This is a genomic window from Phormidium pseudopriestleyi FRX01 (assembly GCF_017313335.1).
Taxonomy (GTDB): domain Bacteria; phylum Cyanobacteriota; class Cyanobacteriia; order Cyanobacteriales; family Laspinemataceae; genus Laspinema; species Laspinema pseudopriestleyi.
Genome location: NZ_JAFLQW010000057.1, coordinates 1 through 18,272, shown reverse-complemented (window position 1 = coordinate 18,272; position 18,272 = coordinate 1). Strand labels below are relative to the sequence as shown.

General features: G+C 47.1%; 15 protein-coding genes and 2 pseudogenes. 8 read left to right on the top strand and 9 right to left on the bottom strand.

What is annotated here, in order from left to right; all coding sequences use genetic code 11:
- Nucleotides 1-326: pseudogene (locus tag J0895_RS02440) on the bottom strand (pre-peptidase); the annotation flags it as partial.
- 115 nt (nt 327-441) lie between these two features.
- Here J0895_RS02440 and J0895_RS02435 point away from each other — a divergent pair.
- On the top strand, nt 442-3,123 hold the full coding sequence (locus tag J0895_RS02435; RefSeq protein WP_207086550.1) for a phospholipid carrier-dependent glycosyltransferase: 2,682 nt from the start codon (nt 442-444) through the stop codon (nt 3,121-3,123).
- A gap of 48 nt (nt 3,124-3,171) precedes the next feature.
- Here the strand turns inward: J0895_RS02435 and J0895_RS02430 are convergent, their stop codons facing one another.
- Complete coding sequence (locus J0895_RS02430; RefSeq protein WP_207086549.1) at nt 3,172-4,023, bottom strand: PD-(D/E)XK nuclease family protein; 852 nt, start codon at nt 4,021-4,023, stop codon at nt 3,172-3,174.
- A complete protein-coding gene (locus J0895_RS02425) occupies nt 4,020-4,604 on the bottom strand; it encodes a PAP/fibrillin family protein (RefSeq protein WP_207086548.1) in 585 nt (194 codons plus the stop codon). Before J0895_RS02425 ends, J0895_RS02430 begins: the two co-directional genes overlap by 4 nt.
- 325 nt (nt 4,605-4,929) lie before the next feature.
- On the opposite strand from J0895_RS02425, the gene J0895_RS02420 reads away from it, so the two are divergent.
- The 3 genes from J0895_RS02420 to J0895_RS02410 all read left to right on the top strand — a co-directional run bounded on the left by J0895_RS02420 (nt 4,930) and on the right by J0895_RS02410 (nt 7,695).
- The gene (locus J0895_RS02420) at nt 4,930-5,160 is read left to right on the top strand and encodes a DUF3134 domain-containing protein (protein WP_207086547.1); all 231 of its coding nucleotides are present in this window, start codon (nt 4,930-4,932) and stop codon (nt 5,158-5,160) included.
- Between the two features lie 381 nt (nt 5,161-5,541).
- Nucleotides 5,542-6,624 carry a phospho-N-acetylmuramoyl-pentapeptide-transferase gene (mraY, locus tag J0895_RS02415; RefSeq protein ID WP_207086546.1) on the top strand — a complete coding sequence of 361 codons (1,083 nt, stop codon included), beginning with the start codon at nt 5,542-5,544 and terminating at the stop codon, nt 6,622-6,624.
- Between the two features lie 99 nt (nt 6,625-6,723).
- Nucleotides 6,724-7,695 (top strand): glycosyltransferase, encoded by a 972-nt coding sequence (locus J0895_RS02410; protein ID WP_207086545.1) that lies wholly within the window; start codon nt 6,724-6,726, stop codon nt 7,693-7,695.
- 108 nt (nt 7,696-7,803) lie between these two features.
- Here the strand turns inward: J0895_RS02410 and J0895_RS02405 are convergent, their stop codons facing one another.
- Entirely contained in the window at nt 7,804-8,568 is a 765-nt protein-coding gene (locus J0895_RS02405) for an HAD family hydrolase (RefSeq protein ID WP_207086544.1), read from the bottom strand.
- A gap of 132 nt (nt 8,569-8,700) precedes the next feature.
- On the bottom strand, nt 8,701-8,961 hold the full coding sequence (locus J0895_RS02400; protein WP_207086543.1) for a DUF1830 domain-containing protein: 261 nt from the start codon (nt 8,959-8,961) through the stop codon (nt 8,701-8,703).
- Nucleotides 8,962-9,344: 383 nt separating this feature from the next.
- On the opposite strand from J0895_RS02400, the gene J0895_RS02395 reads away from it, so the two are divergent.
- The 3 genes from J0895_RS02395 to J0895_RS02385 all read left to right on the top strand — a co-directional run bounded on the left by J0895_RS02395 (nt 9,345) and on the right by J0895_RS02385 (nt 12,629).
- The gene (locus J0895_RS02395; RefSeq protein ID WP_207086542.1) at nt 9,345-10,532 is read left to right on the top strand and encodes a M48 family peptidase; all 1,188 of its coding nucleotides are present in this window, start codon (nt 9,345-9,347) and stop codon (nt 10,530-10,532) included.
- 196 nt (nt 10,533-10,728) lie between these two features.
- Complete coding sequence (locus tag J0895_RS02390; RefSeq protein ID WP_207086541.1) at nt 10,729-11,451, top strand: DUF3800 domain-containing protein; 723 nt, start codon at nt 10,729-10,731, stop codon at nt 11,449-11,451.
- Between the two features lie 422 nt (nt 11,452-11,873).
- Nucleotides 11,874-12,629, top strand: a complete 756-nt coding sequence (locus tag J0895_RS02385) for an HIRAN domain-containing protein (RefSeq protein WP_207086540.1) — start codon at nt 11,874-11,876, stop codon at nt 12,627-12,629.
- A 105-nt stretch (nt 12,630-12,734) separates the two neighbouring features.
- Here the strand turns inward: J0895_RS02385 and J0895_RS02380 are convergent, their stop codons facing one another.
- The 3 genes from J0895_RS02380 to xseA all read right to left on the bottom strand — a co-directional run bounded on the left by J0895_RS02380 (nt 12,735) and on the right by xseA (nt 16,384).
- A complete protein-coding gene (locus J0895_RS02380) occupies nt 12,735-13,382 on the bottom strand; it encodes an SH3 domain-containing protein (protein ID WP_207086539.1) in 648 nt (215 codons plus the stop codon).
- A 241-nt stretch (nt 13,383-13,623) separates the two neighbouring features.
- Nucleotides 13,624-14,982 (bottom strand): mechanosensitive ion channel family protein, encoded by a 1,359-nt coding sequence (locus tag J0895_RS02375; RefSeq protein WP_207086538.1) that lies wholly within the window; start codon nt 14,980-14,982, stop codon nt 13,624-13,626.
- Nucleotides 14,983-15,151: 169 nt separating this feature from the next.
- The gene (xseA, locus tag J0895_RS02370; protein ID WP_207086537.1) at nt 15,152-16,384 is read right to left on the bottom strand and encodes an exodeoxyribonuclease VII large subunit; all 1,233 of its coding nucleotides are present in this window, start codon (nt 16,382-16,384) and stop codon (nt 15,152-15,154) included.
- Nucleotides 16,385-16,595: 211 nt separating this feature from the next.
- On the opposite strand from xseA, the gene recA reads away from it, so the two are divergent.
- Nucleotides 16,596-17,702: a recombinase RecA gene (gene recA / locus J0895_RS02365; protein ID WP_207086536.1), complete on the top strand. Its 1,107-nt coding sequence runs from the start codon at nt 16,596-16,598 to the stop codon at nt 17,700-17,702.
- A gap of 336 nt (nt 17,703-18,038) precedes the next feature.
- Here the strand turns inward: recA and J0895_RS02360 are convergent.
- Nucleotides 18,039-18,272: pseudogene (locus tag J0895_RS02360) on the bottom strand (ribosome small subunit-dependent GTPase A); the annotation flags it as partial.

The window sequence follows — 18,272 nt, the reverse complement described above, 5'->3', positions numbered from 1 at the left end:
ATATAATCCCGGGCAAATCCACCTTGTCCGGTGGGAATATCTTGTTCAGATAAGGTATCTGTGACTTCATTGTTGGATGGCAACCGGATGGGGTTGTACATATTTTGAGCGCCAACACTGGCGGCACTCATGGCGATCGCCAAGGCGGTGGCGGGAAGAATCGAGACTAGGCGGAAGTTGACCATAAAAGATTTAACCATGAAGAAACGATAACTCAAGCGACTCCATAAAATTTCTGGCAGACTGAACAGAAATCGGGGAAAGGAAAAATTGATTTTTGGGGTCTGCCATCGGTGATCACCATGATATAGATGGCAATCTAGCATAGAATCCGGTGAGGATTGCTGCTGAGTGGGAGGGAATTTGCAGTACCCTGGTGTATCTACAGCGTTCCGGGTGGCGATTACTAACTATCCATGAAAATCAGGAGGATTTTGGCGGGTGAAGAACTATCAAAAACATCACGGTTGGTTGCCGATCGCCGGTTTATGGTTGCTAGGGGCATTCTGCGATCGCCTCTGGTTTGCCCTGGATCGCTCAATCCCCTCTTGGGATCAGGCCGATTATTTGACTGGGGCCTTAAACTACGGGCAGGCATTACAAACCCCCCAGTGGTTTTCCGGGGAGTGGTGGCGCAGTTTATGGTTACTCTCCTCTAAAATGCCACCGGGGACTTACATCATGACTGCATTTTTTCACAATTTATTTGGGATTGAGGCGGACCATGCCACCCTGGTTTACCTCTTCTTTAGCGCCATTTTACTCCCTTCCGTCTATGGTTTAGGTCGATTGCTGTTTAACCCCCAAATTGGCGTTTGGGCCGCAGCTTTATGTCTGATGTTTCCCGGTTTATATCATGCCCGTCTGGATTTTCTCCTGGATTTTCCCCTGACTGCTTTAGTTACTTTTTCTTTCTATTCTCTAACCCTGTGGAAGGTTACAGAACCGTTAGAATTGGCATCTTTACCCTCGAAAAATCTCCCTCGACATGACAGGTCTTTTTTTCTGAAGTCTCCCGCTTGTCAAGCTTGGTTTTGGGCGATTGTCTTGGGATTATCAGTAGGGTTGTCACTGATGATCAAACAAACGGCTTTATTCTTTCTCATCACACCCATTGTCTGGGTAATTGTGAGTACGATTAAAGACCGGCGTTGGGTCAGATGCCTACAGTTAATGGTGGCGGCATTGGTGACGGGGTTAGTGATGTATCCCTGGTATCGCACCAATTGGTTGCTGGTGTTCACGGGGAGTCAACGGGCGGCAATTCAGGCGGCAGTGGCAGAAGGTGACCCGGCCATTTATACTCTTCCCGCTTGGACATTTTATGCAGAACAACTCCCCCATCATGTATCGTGGCCGTTTCTGGTCGTTCCTGTTGTTGGGTTTATGTTCTATTGGTGGCGGTCCCGAGGCGATCGCCACTTGACTGAGTTGACAGCAGATTTGGAAAATCCGGTTTGGAAAAGCCATTTTAATTCTCCATTCAAATGGTTGGCTGTTTTTTGGATAGGGTCTTATGTGTTCTTTTCTTTAATTCTAAATAAAGATTTTCGGTATGTTTTCCCCTATCTACCCGTTGTTTCTTTAGTGTTAGCTTATGGATTGATGCTGTTTCCCCGCAATTGGGGAAAATGGGTGCGTTGGGGGACTTGTAGTGCGGCGCTGGTGTTGATTTTGGCCGATGTATGGCCGGTTTATGAATGGCATCCGGATATTGTAGCCTCTCATCATGCTTATCGGGGACTGGATTGGCCGCATCGCGAGGCGATCGCAGAAATTATGGAAACCAGTCCCTATTTGCGATCGACTTTGGGGGTGTTACCTTCGACGCCGATGATTAATCAGCATAATTTGAATTACTATGGAAATTTGCAACAGTTTCAAGTCTATGGTAGGCAGGTGGGTACAAGGCGATCGCACGTTTCACAAGATGCGCGATCGCTGGATTGGTTTTTGACCAAGACGGGAAATCAAGGTTCGGTCCCGACGGAGGCACAAGGGGCGATCGTCGCACTTGTGGAAACCGGCGGGGAATTTGATTTAGCGGCGAGTTGGCCGTTACCCGATGAGAGTACCCTCAATTTGTATCATCATCGTCTGCCGATGGTCACGGTTGAGGCAGTGGAAGCGTCTGCAACAGAGGGAATGATTACCCTCGATCGCGTCACGGTTCCGCCAGAATCTCCTCCTGGGGTTCCGATTCCGGTGAGTTATGAATGGACGGGAGATTGGGACTTGTTGCGGGATGGAGTGGTTGTCTTAACTTGGCAGTTGCAGAGTCCAGCAGCATCTACCTCGTTGCGTGATTCTTGGTTGCATGATCATGGGATTGGCAAAGGTGAGTTACAAGCGATGACGGCACCGTTACAGGCGAAGGTGATAGAACGGATGGCGATGTTACCTCCCGGGGATGTGGCATCGGGAACTTATACCTTGGCGGCGACTTATTTGAATCGAAAAACTGGGGAAACTCAGGGGATTGAGGTGCCGACGGTGGCGATCGCCATTAATCCGGCAGCAACGGCGACTCCGGCACCGGAACTGGATTGGATCACGCAATTGCGATCGCTGTCTGCGGCATTACCCCAAGGACCAAAGGCGTTGGAGTTTATTTTTAATGAGATGGGACGGGTGAATCAATATGACCCAATTCAAGATTATCTGATTCAAGCGGAAAAAGCCCTAGAATATCGGTTAAAACAAGAACCAGATAATGTAGAATTAGCCTACAATTTAGCTTTTAGTCAGGTTTTACAGCAGAATGTAAAGGGGTCAATTTCGGCATTTGAACGAGTAGTGCAACTGGATTCAGAAAATCCTTATGCTTATGCTTATTTAGGATTTGTGAATCTGTATGGTTGGCATCCGCGACAGGCGGAACCTGCGATTAAACGGGCACTTGAATTAGGACCGGATGGGATAGAAGTTCAATTACTGTATGGAATTTCGGCATTGATGCAGGGGAATATTTTCGCTACCTGGTCTCGATTGCGTGAGTTTATTCCGCCTTTGGGGCAATTCTTGGTTTTGTTGATAGGATGGATAATATTGTTTCTATTTGCGGTGATTTTTATTGTGATTTGGGTTAGATATCGGAAGATTGTTGGGAAGATAGTTCAGTAGATTTCTGGTAACCCTCCCCGATGTCTTGGGGAGGGACGGGAGACTGACCTATAGTTCTACTTCTTCAATGTCAGAAAAAGCCGTAATGCGATCGCCTTCATTCACCCGGAACTCAGAATCGCCTCCACGCTGACAGCGGGTGAGAAAGGGACAAGAGTAACAGATGCCTTCTGTTACAGCAACTTGGGGAAATGGCTTTCTGCGTTCATAGTCTTCAGTCCAACTGTTTAACTGATTTAACAAATGAGTGAGATACTGTGCGGTTTGTTGATGTTTAAGGCGATTGTACTGTAAAGTCCAAGATTCGCACTTGGAAGGGCGATCGCCGGTTTCGGCAGATTGCACAAACCAATAGGTCATGGTAATGTCTTCCGGTGCATAATCGCTAGTTTCTGCTAACACAAACGGATACAAGCGCGTTTGCCAGTTCTCTTCTAAGGTGCGGTCTTTTTTTGGCAGAGGATAGGTTTTCCAATCCAGGATTTGAACGCGGGTTTCATCGGCTATAATTAAATCATAAATAACCGTGAATAAATACCCTTGAAAATTCATAATGCGCCGATGTTCCGCTGCCCGAAATTGGCGATTTCCAGGAGACTTCGGTTCAAACAGGTCAGGTGCAGCTTCAAGTAACCCCGTATAACAACGCTGCATTTGTTCATCTGCTTGCAATAACGCGAACTCGGGTAACCCGAGTTCGCGTTGCTGCATTAACAGATGAAAGCGACTCCCCCAGGCCATTTTTTCTCGCTGATCGGGGGTGACGGGGGAAGAGAGATGTTCGAGATAAGTATATTGAAACTTGCGCGGGCAAGTTTGTAGCATATTTAGCTGACCTTGAGAGAGGCGATTTTGGCTATTGACGGGAAAATCTTCTCGGGTTGCGTTGGCATTCATCATGATTTGGTTAATACAAAAATACTATCTTTATTCCCTCTTCCAATCCGTAAGTCGTTATCGAGATAAGTGATATCTAACCACCCTTGTTGTTCTCCGGTGGGAATTTGGAAATCCAGGGCGAGAAATTTTTTGCCGGTTTCGATTTGGTCGATGAAGGCGTTGGGAGATTGATACCCAATTAGACGCTGCAATCCGGCAACAGCCCGCTCAAATTTTACCTCAACTCGCCGTTCAGAAACGACTTCAAATCGAGCCGCTACGCTGACTAAAACATCTAAGTAAGGGAGTCCAGAAATTTCGGCAATATTATAAATTTTGCCTTGATTGGGACGCACGCATTGATAGATTTGGCCTAGGGTTGCCAAGGGGAAGCGATCGAGACGGAGGAGTTCGTCGCTGGTGGTGTAAAGCAGTCGCCAATTTCCCTCTAACAGATCTGCTGCTTCCACGGGACGGGGGGTGGGGTTGCGGTCCTCCAGTTGGGAAACCGCTGCGAGAATCGCTTGTTTTTGGGAGGGTGTGGCGAGTATTCCGCGATTTTTCCCGGCGATCGCCTCTAATAATTCCGTTTTTCCAATCATCTCAGACTTCCTCAATCAAGTTCAACTCAGCAGCTTCTTATCATTATGGATGCCATCTTGTTGCAGATGCAGCAGATGTTGATTCTTTCTCGGTCCAAAACTGGGGGAATGACTCGATTTCCGATAAAATTATCAAGGGGTACTGTTAAGGGTCAGCCGGTCGTCTCTGTTTCCCAGAAGCTGTTGACAGGGGTTGACAAGGGTCTATACGGCCGGAGTTTCCAAAGTTCTGCTCTGGAAGGGGTCACTCCCAGGGACACCCAATCCCGCTACAGTTTGCCCGATCTCGTTAAGTTTGAGCGACTTTACTTTCAGGAGTTTTTAGATGTACAACCCGTCTCTACGCGAAGAATCTCGTTATAAAATTGCTGATGTGATTCCTTTGCAACAAGAAACGTCTATCCTTGATTGGCTAGAATCCAATGGTCGCTTGATTGCCCGGGAGGAAAAAGAGAGTGAGTATGCTATTGATGAAGAAGAAATTGCTGCACTGATGTCTGTGGAAGATACCACCTACGACGATGATGATGATAATGAGTCAGCCGAGGAAGACTAAACCTCGGACTTTTTGTGTTTGGACTCTGGGGGCGAATCATAGAGACCTAACCCCCCAACCCCCTTCCCTACGAGGGAAGGGGGAGCCTGAAAGACCCTTCCAGCAAGAAAAAAATTTCCTTATTCTCCCTCTCCTTGCAGGAGAGGGCCGGGGAGAGGTCTCTTGGGATGATTCGCCACGGTTGTCAAAAAAACTACCCCTGTAAAGGAGGGTAAATGATTGGGGGTGGGTGACCCCTAACCCGTTTGATTTACAACCCTCCCGTTTGAGTCTGTTTCTGGGTTTTGGGGCATTTTATATGGAGATTCACCGGAGAAGCGGAAGCCGAGCTTGGAGTAACAGTCTGTGTGGAGTGAGGATATTAAATCAGTGGACGCAAAAATGGGATCGGTTCAGTCGTTGAACCTGTCAGGAACTCGTTTATTTTGGCTCTTAACTGTTGCCGTGACTGGGGCATCTCTCATCCTAGATGGGTTGAGTGGGAGAGTCGCCAATTTTGGTGAAACCTTGACCCTACCTCTGTTTGCCTGTACTTTGGCAACGGTTGCCGTTGGGTACTGGGTGGTTCCGGCACTGCAACGACTCAAAACTGGACAAGTGATTCGAGAGGATGGTCCTCAAAGTCATTTGAAAAAAGCAGGCACTCCGACAATGGGCGGGGTGTTTTTTATTCCGGTGGCAACCCTGGTGGCGCTGATTTGGTCGGGGTTTGCACCTCCGGCGATCGCCGCGATCGCCCTCACTCTCAGTTATGGTTTCATTGGTTGGTTGGATGACTGGCAAATTCTCAGGCGTAAGTCGAATAAAGGCATTTCTCCCCAAATGAAATTGGCCTTACAATTCGGTTTTGGCGCACTCTTTTGTTTGGCATTAGCTTTAACTCAACCCCCAACCATTACCAATATTACCCTCCCCTTTGGCATTGTTTTACCGTTAGGTTTCTTCTTTTGGGTCCTAGCCGAATTCGTTCTGGTTGCGGAAAGTAATGCCACAAATTTAACCGATGGCGTGGATGGATTGATGGGGGGAACCGGGGCAGTTGCCTTTCTTGGACTCGGTGCGTTAGTCACCTCCACCCATCCCAGTTTAGGAATTTTCTGTGCCTGCATCAGTGGTAGTTGTCTGGGTTTTGTCGCCTATAATCGCAACCCAGCGCGAGTCTTTATGGGGGATACGGGGTCTCTGGCCTTGGGCGGTGCTTTAGCTGCAGTTGCCCTTACCAGTGATAGTCTTTGGGCTTTATTTATTATCAGTGGACTGTTCTTTGTGGAATCCCTCTCGGTGATTGCCCAGGTGCTTTATTATAAAGCGACTAAAGGACCGAATGGGATTGGCAAACGGTTGTTTAAAATGGCTCCTATTCACCATCATTTAGAACTGATTGGTTGGTCAGAATTGCAAATTGTCGCTGCATTTTATGTGATTTGTGGGGTTCTGGCTATCCTCGGTCTGACTTTAGGTTAATTCGCGTTCCGCTTCGGCGCGAAAACTCCCCTCCAATGGCGCACAATTGTGCGCCATTGTCATTTAAAATTAGTTAAAATCATTATTTTATAAATTCCTATGAACCCTGAAATAATACCCCAACCGATGCCGCCTAACTTTCTTCCCCAGATATCCGTCGTGGTGCCAGTTTATAATGGCGAAGAGGATTTACCGGACTTGATAGACTGCCTGCGATCGCAAACCTATCCCCCGAACCAGGTAGAGTATATTCTTGTGGATAATAATAGCAGCGATCGCACCCCAACCCTCCTCCAAGATGCGCTTCAAAACACCCGGGAAATCACCCTTCGTCCCGATCGCGAACCGCAAATCCAAAGTTCCTACGCCGCCCGCAACACTGGCATCCGGGCCGCCACGGGGGAATTTATCGCCTTTACTGATGCAGATTGTCGCCCCGAACCCAACTGGTTATTATCCTTAATTCAGCCTTTTGTTAACCCCAAAATTGGAATTGTCGTTGGAGAAATTGCTGCCTTACCTGGAAAAACTCTTTTAGAACAACATTCCGAACGGGAAGAAACCCTCTCCCAAAAACATACCTTAGCCCATCCCTTTTGTCCCTACGGACAAACAGCTAACTTGGGGATTCGCCGGTCTATTTTTGCCGAAATTGGGTTATTCCGGAGTTATCTGACAACGGGAGGAGATGCGGATATCTGCTGGCGCATCCTCAGAGAAACGGAATGGAGGTTAGAATTTGCCCCAACTGCGATCGTCAAACATCGACATCGGACAACCTTAAAAGAGTTACAAAGTCAATGGCGCAGATATGGTACATCTAATCGTTACTTACATGAATTGCACGGGATTGAGTTGATGAGAGAGTTGGACCAACGGGAATATCTTTATCGATTAACTCGGTGGGTGTTAAAAGAGTTACCCCTGAATACCTTAAAAGCCGTTGCCAAAAAAGCCACTTTAGCGGATATTTTGTCAACTCCCATTGGATTAATCTGCGTAAAAGCGCGATCGCAAGGTCAACGTTCAGCGAACCTATCAGAAACCGCCCGAAAAATTGATTCCCTATAACCCATTTTCGCGGGCGATTCGCGAATCGCCCCTACATTCGTTCTTAATTGTTCGTAGTAACGACTTCAGTCGTTACCGAGTGCAATTGGTGGCAACAAAACAAACAATTCACCCCCTCTGATGCAACTTTCGCGCCAATGCCAAATCAAAATAAGTTGCATCACCAGCATCCCCAGATAAAATCGTAAAGGGTTCAGCCGGTTCCCCGAGAGCATCTATTACCAATTCTGCCCCGGAAAAATCTTGATTGCGGGTATAATTATTAATCGTAATTACTGTCTTTAACCCCGCAGATTGAGCCGCTAATAATCCTTGATTGGAATCCTCGATCGCCAAGCAATCCTCTGGTTGTAAATTTAAAGCCTGGAGTGCATATTGATAGATATCAGGTTCGGGTTTTTTAACTGGAACCATATCCCCAGCAGCAATCACTTCAAACCAGTCAGGACCATCCGGTGCGATCGCACTTTTTAACAACGCCTCTACATTATGGGGATCAGAAGTCGTAGCGATCGCCAGACGCACTCCCTCCCGTTTTGCTTCCTGCATCAACCGCATCACCCCAGGACGTAAGGGAATTCTATCCACCACCAACTGACCAAAATACTTATTTTTAATCTCATGCACATCAACAACAAACTGATCTAAATCCTGATTAGGAATCGGAAAATCTGACTGATACTGCTGCACATAATGGCGAATTCGTTCCTTCCCTCCGCCAATCTCCAGTAATTCTCCATAAAACTCCACCGACCATTCCCAATCTAATCCCGCCTCCAAAAATGCCCGGTTAAACGCGGGACGATGAGCATCTTGCTCAGTTTCCGCCAGAGTCCCATCCACATCAAAAATCAAAGCCCGAAGTTCACTCATCAGCAATCCTTTTAAAAAAATTAACCACAGATTACACAGATTTTCACTGATTAATTCTGTGTAATCTGTGTAATCTGTGGTTACCCATCTTTCTTTTATTTCTCAAAAAAAAATAGCCAGTTAAACCTGTTTCTATTCATCACAAATCAGGCGATCGCACGGAATCGTATCCGAGAGAATCGCCCCTGCCGTTCCTCCCGTATGCACTTCTAACAGAGACTGCTTAGTGGCCTTAAACAGGAGCCGTTGACCGGGAAACATGACCCGTTCAAAATACCAATTGGCAATATTACAGATTCGGATAATCTGAATTTTGCTTGTCATGTTAACGTAGCAACAAAGAATCTCCGTACTGTTACCTATAGCTGTTTCGGGAGCCTGGAGTTGAGCCATTGTTCAGAGCCTCTTTTCTATAAAATTACCACCGCACTGGGCTGCGCTGAGTGCAACCCTCTCTTTGATATTAACCTTTTGTTACATTATTGGGGATCAATCTTAAGATTGTGTTAATATTTTGGGTTTTTCTCTAAAAACCCTTGTCCCATAAGGGCTTCAGCCTAAAGTGCAGCCAATTTAACATCTAAACTACTGAAATTCATAAATTTTTTATCCCTAATTATAAATTGGCAATAGCTGATTTAGTTTTGAAAATTCTCTCCCGACAACAACGGGTTTTCTTCCGGGGATCACTCTCGGTGGAGAATTTGCAGCAGCAATCCCTTTGCTGTTACCCTCAAACATGAATCGCCAAGGCGATCGCCCCAGGAGGAAACGGCATGATTCGGATTCAGGGAATCGTCAAAGCAGCACAAATCGCCAGAAGTCAGTTACAGGCAGGAGTCCCCCCCAGTCGCCTGCTGAGTTTTCAGGGATTCATCAAAGAAACCCTCGGCAAGATTGACGAAATCTGTGCCAACGCCAATATGAGTCCCGCGCAACTCCCGACGCCCTCGCGCAAAGCGTATGAGTTTTTGGCACAAATCGACTTATCCAACCTGCCAGTCGGATCCCACAATAGTCCCTCAGTCTCTGTACAACCGATTCGCCTAAAAAATATTCGCAATCAACAACGACAGGTTTTAGCAGCGATCGCCTCCACTGTTGCCAATCCGCAAAACAGTCATTCACAAAAACAACAACTGCTCAAGAGTCTTCAAGAAACCGTTGCCACAATTGAAGGAATCTGCACTCAACAGAATGCCACCCCCGCTCAATTAAATAAAACTTCTAGGCAGACTTATGCTTGGATGAAATTTTTAACCGACGAGTCGAATTTAGAACGCCATCTCAGTGCCACAAGACGCACCCAGAAGCGGGCAGAAGAAATGCTGTGGACTCAGATGCAGCATCCCTGCAAAACAATCGCGGTTGAGTTTACGAATATGACCCATTTGTACAAAGGAAAAATTGGCCCCTTAGAGGCAATTGCCCAAATTAATGAAGCCTTTGTCAACGCCACTGATGAGATTTTATACGCCCTGGTTAGATTAGCATTTTTGGGAAAAAATCAAGAAGATAGTCAAGTCATTAAAGAGTATGCTCTTTCCGAAGAATACAGCGAAGTGGTGTTAGAACTGGATTTTATTGCTGATACAGAAGCTGAGAATCCCCAAGGGAAATGCTACAACCTCGATCGCCTGTTTCACACCCTCAACCGAGAGTATTTTGGCGGAAAAATGCTCAAACCGCGCTTAAGTTGGAATCGGTCCTTTACCACCCGCAAATTCGGCCATTATGAACGCGGACGCGATCGCGTGGTGTTGAGTATTAGCTTAGACAGCGATCGGGTTCCAGAATATGTGGTTGAGTTCGTCTTGTATCACGAGTTGCTCCACAAACAGCATGAGGGAAAATGGGTGAATGGACGCTTAAATGTGCATACCCGAGAATTCCGCCAAGATGAGCAGAAGTTTTGCAAGTATAAAGAAGCGGATCAATGGCTGACTCGGTTAGCATCGGAGTAGGAGAGTTTGGGAAGGGAAAAAAAGGCGATCGGCTTTTCATTCAAATCGCAGGGAGCAGTTGGGATGGCTGATGATTCTGGGGAAAGCTTTCTATCCAAGAAGGATACAACAGGGATTGTGCGTTAGCTTTGGCATCGCCACTGGCGCAGAAGAGTGGTATAAAGGAAGATGGTAATTAATCTTGATGCTATAAATTATGCTTACAAAGAACCCTCCTATAGAGTTTGCACTATACCTAGATGATTCTGGCAGCCCAAAACCTAGCCCGAAAGATCCGGCTCCTTTTTTTGCGATGGGCGGGGTTTTAATTCAAAGGACTAACGAACAGATTATAAAAAACCTTTTAAAGGACTTTAAAAAACGGTGGGACATTCCTGAAGATACCCCCTTACATGGTAATGAAATTCGAGCCAAAAAACAAAAGTTTGCTTGGCTGGAAAAGCTTCCCCCGCAGGAACAAAATCGTTTTCTGGAAGATCTTACAAGTACCATTGTTCAATGTCCTATTCTGGTTCATGCTTGTGTCGTTTCTCGCGATGGTTACCTTAACCGTTATTTAGAAATGTATGGTGAAAATACCTGGGAAATGATGAAAAGTGCTTTTTCTATAGTGGTTGAACGTGCAGCAAAGTATGCCGAACTTCATAATGGGACAGTGATGGTGTATTTTGAAGCCGCAGGCAAAAAAGAAGACCGACTGCTAAAGCAATACTTTCAAGAGTTGAGATCGCAAGGTAATCCTTTTGATTCCAGCCGCTCAGAAAAATACTCCCCCTTGTCTGAAGACCATCTTTCTAGGTTGCTGCGGGGAATTGATAGTAAAACAAAACAAAGCTTGGTCATGCAACTTGCGGACTTATGCTTATACCCCGTGGTTTACATCAAAAAGTCCCCGAATAACCGTGCTTTTTCAGCATGACAGGAAGCCAATTTACTGGTAGACTGCTGCCTGGAACCGAGTCAGATTCCAACAATCGGTATTAAATATTACTGCTTTGATAATCTTTAAAAACAACAAAACCGCCTGATCAGCGGTTTTGCTGCGGCAGTCATAAAAGCGACTACCCCTAGGCTGGGCCTACGCCTAATATAGCGTGAATACACGCTAATGTCAAGTTTTTGGGAGTTGGCTTCAACCTAGAGGCACTCAGGCAAACAGTAAAGTTTTGTAAAGTTGGATGCAACCGCTTTTCCCACGAATAGGAGCAATGAGGCTAATGCAGCGATCGCATTTTTAGTCGGCTGAGGTGCAAATGGTTTCTGGATTCGCTGCTTGACAAGGGAATGGCCGTTTCGAGGCTTGCACCTCATCAATCCAGGAAATACTGTAAAAGAGGGGTTATGTTAAAAAAATTGTTTATTGCTTGGCAAGATCCAAGGAGTCGGGCTTGGTTTGCGATCGCCCAATTAACTCACTCGGGAGAAACCTATCAATTTCGATATCTCCAAGGCGTTAAAGAGGCTCGGGAAAAATCGAGTTTTGAAGGATTGTTCTCTTTTCCAGATTTAGAAAAAGTCTATGAATCTACTGAACTCTTTGCCTTTTTCTCCAATCGAATTTTAAGGCGATCGCGCCCTGATTATCCAGATTACATGAGTTGGTTAAATCTGCCCGAGTCGGAATACGACCCAATGGCAATGCTTTCTCGCCGTGGGGGGACTAAGGTTACCGATCATTTTGCTCTGTTTCCCTATCCGGAATTAGACGATCGCGGACGGTATCATCTCTACTTTTTTACTCATGGATTACGATATTTGCCTTCTGCCAGTGCCGATCGCATTCTGACTCTGCAAGTGGGCGATCGGCTATTCTTGATGCATGACTTCCAGAATGAATTCGATCGCCTTGCCTTGATGTTACGGACTGAGGATGCTCATTTGGTCGGTTACTGCCCCAGATATTGGCGAGAGGATATCTTTGAAGTTTTCCAGCAGAATCCTCATGCTGTAACGATTACCGTAGAGCGTGTTAATCTGCCACCAGCCTTTTTGCCAATGCGGTTACTCTGCAATTTGACCGTTGATTGGCAAGGGTTCGAGCCGTTTTCTAGTCCGATGTATCAACCCATGTCTGAAGCAGTCGCTGTTTTAGAATAACACCCAAATAATGTTCCTCATTCATTGATTTTATTCAAATTAAATCCTAAAATAATCCCCCTTTTGCTTGGAAAAAGAGGGATTATTTATTCTCATTCAACCCCATTAACCTTGGGGGCAGACGGCTAAACTCTCGGCGGAAATATAGCCATTAATCGGGAATGTAATCTGAACCCAATCTCGGGGTTCGCCATTGAGATCTCGGACGAGTTGATAATTTTCAACTAAGGTGACTCGTCCCCCAGCATCAACTCCACCTTTATAGGCGGAAAGGCGGGATGGGTTTTCGCGAATGGCTAACCCTCGGGGTGCGCGATCGCCATTGACTTCTCGGCACAAATTCACCGGGGTTGCTCCGGTAGTCGCTACGGGAGTTGTTCCCATCTGTTCGACACAGTAGCCCAAATTGCTGCTATTGTCATAGCCATTGGATACATATCCGCGCAGGGGGGCGGCAATTTCGACCCACTGGCGTCCCTGGGGTCCTTGGATACTTTGAAATCCTTGGACGAGAGTCACTTGTTCGTTAAAGGGAACATATCCCACCTGGGGAGAGTTGGTATTCGGTCCTTGGCGGATAATTAATCCCGAAGAGGTGAGGGTGCGACGGCAGAAACTCTCGGTTGCCTGTGCCTGTTGCCAGGAGGGAGTTGTGGCGGCAACGGTTTGGGCAGTTCCCGTTAGTAATCCTCCGGCGATCGCCAATAAACTCACAAATACTGCGGGCAAGTGTGATTGAGTAAATTTTCTCATGATTTTATCTCCAAATTGAGTAAAAACTGTGGTATTATTTATTATATAATTGTAGCATAAACCAGGCCCGTGTAAATCAGTCCCTAGATAGGTATTGACTCAATTTCACCGCTACAATCCTCTCAATCATCCCTCTCCATCTCCCTGGGGGGAATCCTCTCCAAAATCCATCGGTTAACCTGATTTGTTTAGGGCAATTTATAGCCCACGCAGGCGGGCTATACTCTGGTAGCCCCAGGCTTTAGCCGGAGGGTGGGGATGAATTAACCGAGGCAGAAATCGAGGGAGGCAAATTGCGGAAATTCAGGGTATAAATCTCCGTCGGCATTTCGATATTCGCTGAGTCTAATGCCTCTTTAATTCTTTGAGCGCCTTGAGAGGTCATCTCCAGAAACTCTGCTCGTCGCGAATCCACCCAAAAGCGAATTTCTAAATTAATCGTACTAGCGGCTAATTCGCGAACGAGGACTTCCGGTGCCGGACTGGATTCTACTAAGTCGAGTTCGGATAGGGCTTTTAAAATCGCGGCTTTTGCCTGATTGATATCAGCTTCATAATCAACACCAACCATCACCGAAGTGCGTCGCCGAGGTGAAGCAGTATTGTTCGTAATGCTGGATGAAAAAACTTCTTGATTCGGAATATAAATCAGCCGTCCATCATAAGTTTTAATCGTGGTGGTGCGGAGTTGAACTTCGGTGACGGTGCCTTCATATTCATCGATCGCAATCTGGTCCCCAATCCGAAATGGACGAACTGCGAGTAAAATAACTCCGGCAATGTAGTTACTTAAAACATCTTTTAAACTAAAACCAATTGCCACACTGGTGAGTCCTAATGCACCGAGTAATGCAGCAAAATCGAGTCCTAAAACCCCCAAGGCAATCACCCAGCCGATGACCCAAATCGCCCCATAACCCAATCGAGAAATCAACAATTCTGTACTGCGATCGCCTTCGGTTTTTTGCGCCCAACTATAGGCAATCTGACGAACAGTAATTGCCACGCCCCAGGTTAATAAAATGACAATTAATGCTCCCACCAACGAGGGTAAGTTACTAATTGCATCTTGAATTAAATTCCGCACCGTGGCATTCAGGCGTTGGGCAACATCGATCGCCAGGGGAGGACGATCAAGAGCTTGATTTAATTCCTCCGCCCACTGACTGGCTAAAACTTGAGCATTGTCAACCCCAAAATCCTCAGCATCCTGCTGGATTACCGTCATAATCACGCGGTTGTTGACTTGCAAAGTTGCATAATTTTCGGCCTGCTTATACTGAACCGTAATCGAATCTAAAGTTTCAGATTGACCCCTCAAACTGGAGATGCGTCGGTTGATAATCTGTACGCGCTCTCTTGCCGTCATATTTCCCACACTGCCGACTTGAAAAATCGGTCTGCCTTCGACCATGACATCAGCAAAAAAGGGCTCATTCAACCCCGATAGACTCTCCTCCGTTGCCGGTGAGGGTTGAGGCATCGGCATCTCCTCTTGTGCGAAAATCGGGTCAGCGATCGCCATCATTGCACCTAAGAGGAACCCCCCTAGGTAAGCCGTTCTCCTCAATTTTACTTTGATTGGGATTTGTTTTAACATGATTGGATGATCAAGACTCAACGGTACTGCCTTACATTTTGAGCCCCAATCGTCCCGCCATTGCTTCCCCCTTATGGCATATCTTCAGCGCCGGTTCACCGGTCATAAAGCGCTTTCCACAGGATGAGTTGATCCTCTTTAATGATGACAGCAGCCAGATGTATAAAAATTATTCCAAAATCTCCGTAATTTGCACCTTAACCTGACCTTGAGCCAGTTGCACGATCGCCTCATCCCCAGGCACTAACTCCCTGCTACTGCGTGCGATCGCCCCATCCTCTTTCTTCAACACCGCATAACCCCGTTGTAACACCTGTTGCGGGTCCAGAGTCGCTAACTTTTGCCGTAACAACTCACAACGCTGCTGCGCCCGATCGCCCTGCTGTAACGTCACTTGCACCAGGCGTTTTTGTAGCCACTGCAAAGATTGCCAGTCTTCTTTAAGCTGTCGTTCTAACGGTAACCGATATAAACGCGATCGCAGATAATTAATCCCCTCTACTTCCTGCGCCATTTGCTCAACCATCGCCGCTTTTACCCGTTCCACCCGGGACCGATGTTCAGCATACAAACTCGCCAATTCTGGCACCACAATTTCAGCCGCCGCAGTCGGAGTGGAAGTACGAACATCCGCCACCAAATCCGCCAGAGACTCATCCCGTTCATGTCCAATTCCCGTAATCACCGGAATCGAACATTGGGAAATCGCCCTCACAACCCGTTCATCATTAAAACAAGCCAAATCCTCAGAAGCACCCCCACCCCGGGCCAAAATCAGCACAGAAGCGCGATTGTCTGCCTCCACCCGGGCGATCGCCGCCTCAATCGAAGCCGGGGCCTGTTCCCCCTGGACCGTTGCCGGAGACAACAACACCCGCAATCCCGGATAACGCTGATTGAGAGTCCGCTGAATATCGCCCCATGCTGCCGCCTGGGGAGAAGTCACCACCGCCACAATCTGCGGATGACGAGGTAACCGGCGCTTTCTGTCAGCATCAAATAACCCTTCAGTTTCCAAGCGCGATCGCAACTGGCGGTATCGGAGGGCCTGCAACCCTTCCCCAGCCGGAAACCCCTGCCACACCGTTAGCTGATACTCTCCCCGCTTCGGATACATCCGAATACTACCCAACACCAAAATTTGCTCCCCCCTTGAAGGCATCTGCACCAACTTTTCCAACTGAGAACTCCAAACCACACAGCGAATCGTCGCACTCCCATCCGGTTCCTGCAACGTGAAAAACAGCCCACTACGATGGCGATTGGCACTAGAAACCTCCCCCATCACCCAGACTTGCCGCAGTTGAGAATCCAACTCCAACAACTCTTGGATGTAGGCAGTCAATCCAGCCACCGATAGGGCCGTATCCGTCAGCATTTGATAAGCGTTCGACTCATTCATGAACAGTTCTCAGGGGTTTGAGCAGGGACTAAACAATAAAAGCTATAATCAGCAAGACTTTTACAACATTTTGAGCTAGGCCGCCACCAGGGGGAGAAGCCACTCCATTTTTAAAACAATTTTAACCTTTCCTGCACCCCCCACAGCCCAAGCTGAAGTAATGTAGAATAGATAGTCAACATACCCAATCCGCAAGTCCCAAAATAAGATAATGGCTACAGCAAGCACAGCGAATTCTGAAAAAGACAAGGCCCTAAAAGTAGTGCTGGCCCAAATTGAGCGCTGCTTTGGCAAAGGGGCGATTATGCGCCTGGGTGATGCCACCAAGATGAGAGTCGAAACGATTCCATCAGGGGCGCTCACTCTCGATTTAGCCCTAGGTGGCGGGTTGCCCAAAGGCCGCGTCATTGAGATTTACGGACCGGAGAGTGCAGGTAAGACAACCCTAGCACTCCACGCGCTTGCAGAAGTTCAAAAAGCTGGGGGACTAGCTGCTTTTGTGGATGCGGAACACGCCCTCGACCCGAGTTATGCCGCGAAAGTGGGGGTTGATATCGAAAATTTACTCGTCTCTCAACCGGATACGGGAGAAATGGCCCTAGAAATTGCTGATCAGTTAGTGCGATCGGCGGCAGTGGACCTCGTGGTGATTGACTCCGTAGCGGCCCTCGTCCCTCGGGCAGAAATCGAGGGACAAATGGGCGACCCCTCCATCGGGTTACAAGCGCGGTTAATGAGTCATGCGTTGCGGAAAATTACCGGAAATATTGGTAAATCCGGCTGTACAGTGATTTTCCTCAACCAATTACGGCAAAAAATTGGCGGTTACGGCAACCCGGAAACCACCACCGGAGGAAATGCGCTCAAATTCTACGCTTCGGTTCGTCTGGATATCCGCCGGATTCAAACCTTGAAAAAAGGTACGGAAGAATACGGAATTCGGGCTAAGGTTAAGGTGGCAAAAAATAAAGTCGCGCCGCCATTCCGGATTGCTGAATTTGATATTTTGTTCGGCAAGGGTATTTCTAATATGGGATGCTTGATTGATTTAGCTGAAGAAACCGGCGTGATTAATCGTAAGGGCGCTTGGTATAGCTACAACGGAGATAATATTGGTCAAGGACGGGATAATTCCCTGAAGTATCTGGAAGAAAATCTCCCAATCACCAATGAAATTGAGAAGAAGGTGCGAGAACAGTTAGAACTCGGCGCGGTGGTGTCTGCCAACTCCGTAGGACATTCTAATCGAGATGGTGATGATGGCATCGATGGAGATGGTTATGAAGTCGAGTATGTGGATGAAGAAGGTGCAGATTAAATTCGTAAACGCTCTATAGTAAGGGGACCAGAAACCGGGTTTCTCCTTTACTAAAGGTTGTTGCGTTGGGAGCATCTGATGTTTGGACAGTCTGCCCTCATCCCCCGGAGCCCTGAGCCCCGGACAGGCCTCTCCCTCTTTGGGAGAGGGATTTAGGGTGAGGGAGGCGAGCATTGGGACGCTCCCTATTTGTAGCCTCAAGAGGGTTTGGAGACCAAACCCCTACATCAGATCAGAGGGTTTGGAGACCCTACCCCTACATGAAACAACGATTTTTCGTCATTAAATTTACCACCTTGACAGGGCGGGGGTTTGAACCCCCACCGGTTTCTTTTTTTATCCCTTACTCAGGTTCCTGAGTTGTTTGTGAATCTTTTTCCAGCGTTTCTTTTCCGCTAATTGAGCTGTTTGGTCCTGTTTTCGAGACAAATATTCTAGCTCATTTTGCAGCTTTTGATAGCTGAAAAATCGTTCAATATCCAAAGTTTTTTCAGCGATCGCCTCTTGGATGGCACAACCGGGTTCCGAGTCATGTTGACAGTCCCGAAATCGGCATTGTTGCGCCAAACT

Coding starts and splice junctions, on each gene's coding strand:
- J0895_RS02430 (WP_207086549.1), bottom strand. CDS start 4,023: ATGATGAATGCCAACGCAACCCGAGAAGATTTTCCCGTCAATAGCCAA.
- J0895_RS02425 (WP_207086548.1), bottom strand. CDS start 4,604: ATGATTGGAAAAACGGAATTATTAGAGGCGATCGCCGGGAAAAATCGC.
- J0895_RS02420 (WP_207086547.1), top strand. CDS start 4,930: ATGTACAACCCGTCTCTACGCGAAGAATCTCGTTATAAAATTGCTGAT.
- mraY (WP_207086546.1), top strand. CDS start 5,542: ATGGGATCGGTTCAGTCGTTGAACCTGTCAGGAACTCGTTTATTTTGG.
- J0895_RS02410 (WP_207086545.1), top strand. CDS start 6,724: ATGAACCCTGAAATAATACCCCAACCGATGCCGCCTAACTTTCTTCCC.
- J0895_RS02405 (WP_207086544.1), bottom strand. CDS start 8,568: ATGAGTGAACTTCGGGCTTTGATTTTTGATGTGGATGGGACTCTGGCG.
- J0895_RS02400 (WP_207086543.1), bottom strand. CDS start 8,961: ATGGCTCAACTCCAGGCTCCCGAAACAGCTATAGGTAACAGTACGGAG.
- J0895_RS02395 (WP_207086542.1), top strand. CDS start 9,345: ATGATTCGGATTCAGGGAATCGTCAAAGCAGCACAAATCGCCAGAAGT.
- J0895_RS02390 (WP_207086541.1), top strand. CDS start 10,729: ATGCTTACAAAGAACCCTCCTATAGAGTTTGCACTATACCTAGATGAT.
- J0895_RS02385 (WP_207086540.1), top strand. CDS start 11,874: ATGTTAAAAAAATTGTTTATTGCTTGGCAAGATCCAAGGAGTCGGGCT.
- J0895_RS02380 (WP_207086539.1), bottom strand. CDS start 13,382: ATGAGAAAATTTACTCAATCACACTTGCCCGCAGTATTTGTGAGTTTA.
- J0895_RS02375 (WP_207086538.1), bottom strand. CDS start 14,982: ATGTTAAAACAAATCCCAATCAAAGTAAAATTGAGGAGAACGGCTTAC.
- xseA (WP_207086537.1), bottom strand. CDS start 16,384: ATGAATGAGTCGAACGCTTATCAAATGCTGACGGATACGGCCCTATCG.
- recA (WP_207086536.1), top strand. CDS start 16,596: ATGGCTACAGCAAGCACAGCGAATTCTGAAAAAGACAAGGCCCTAAAA.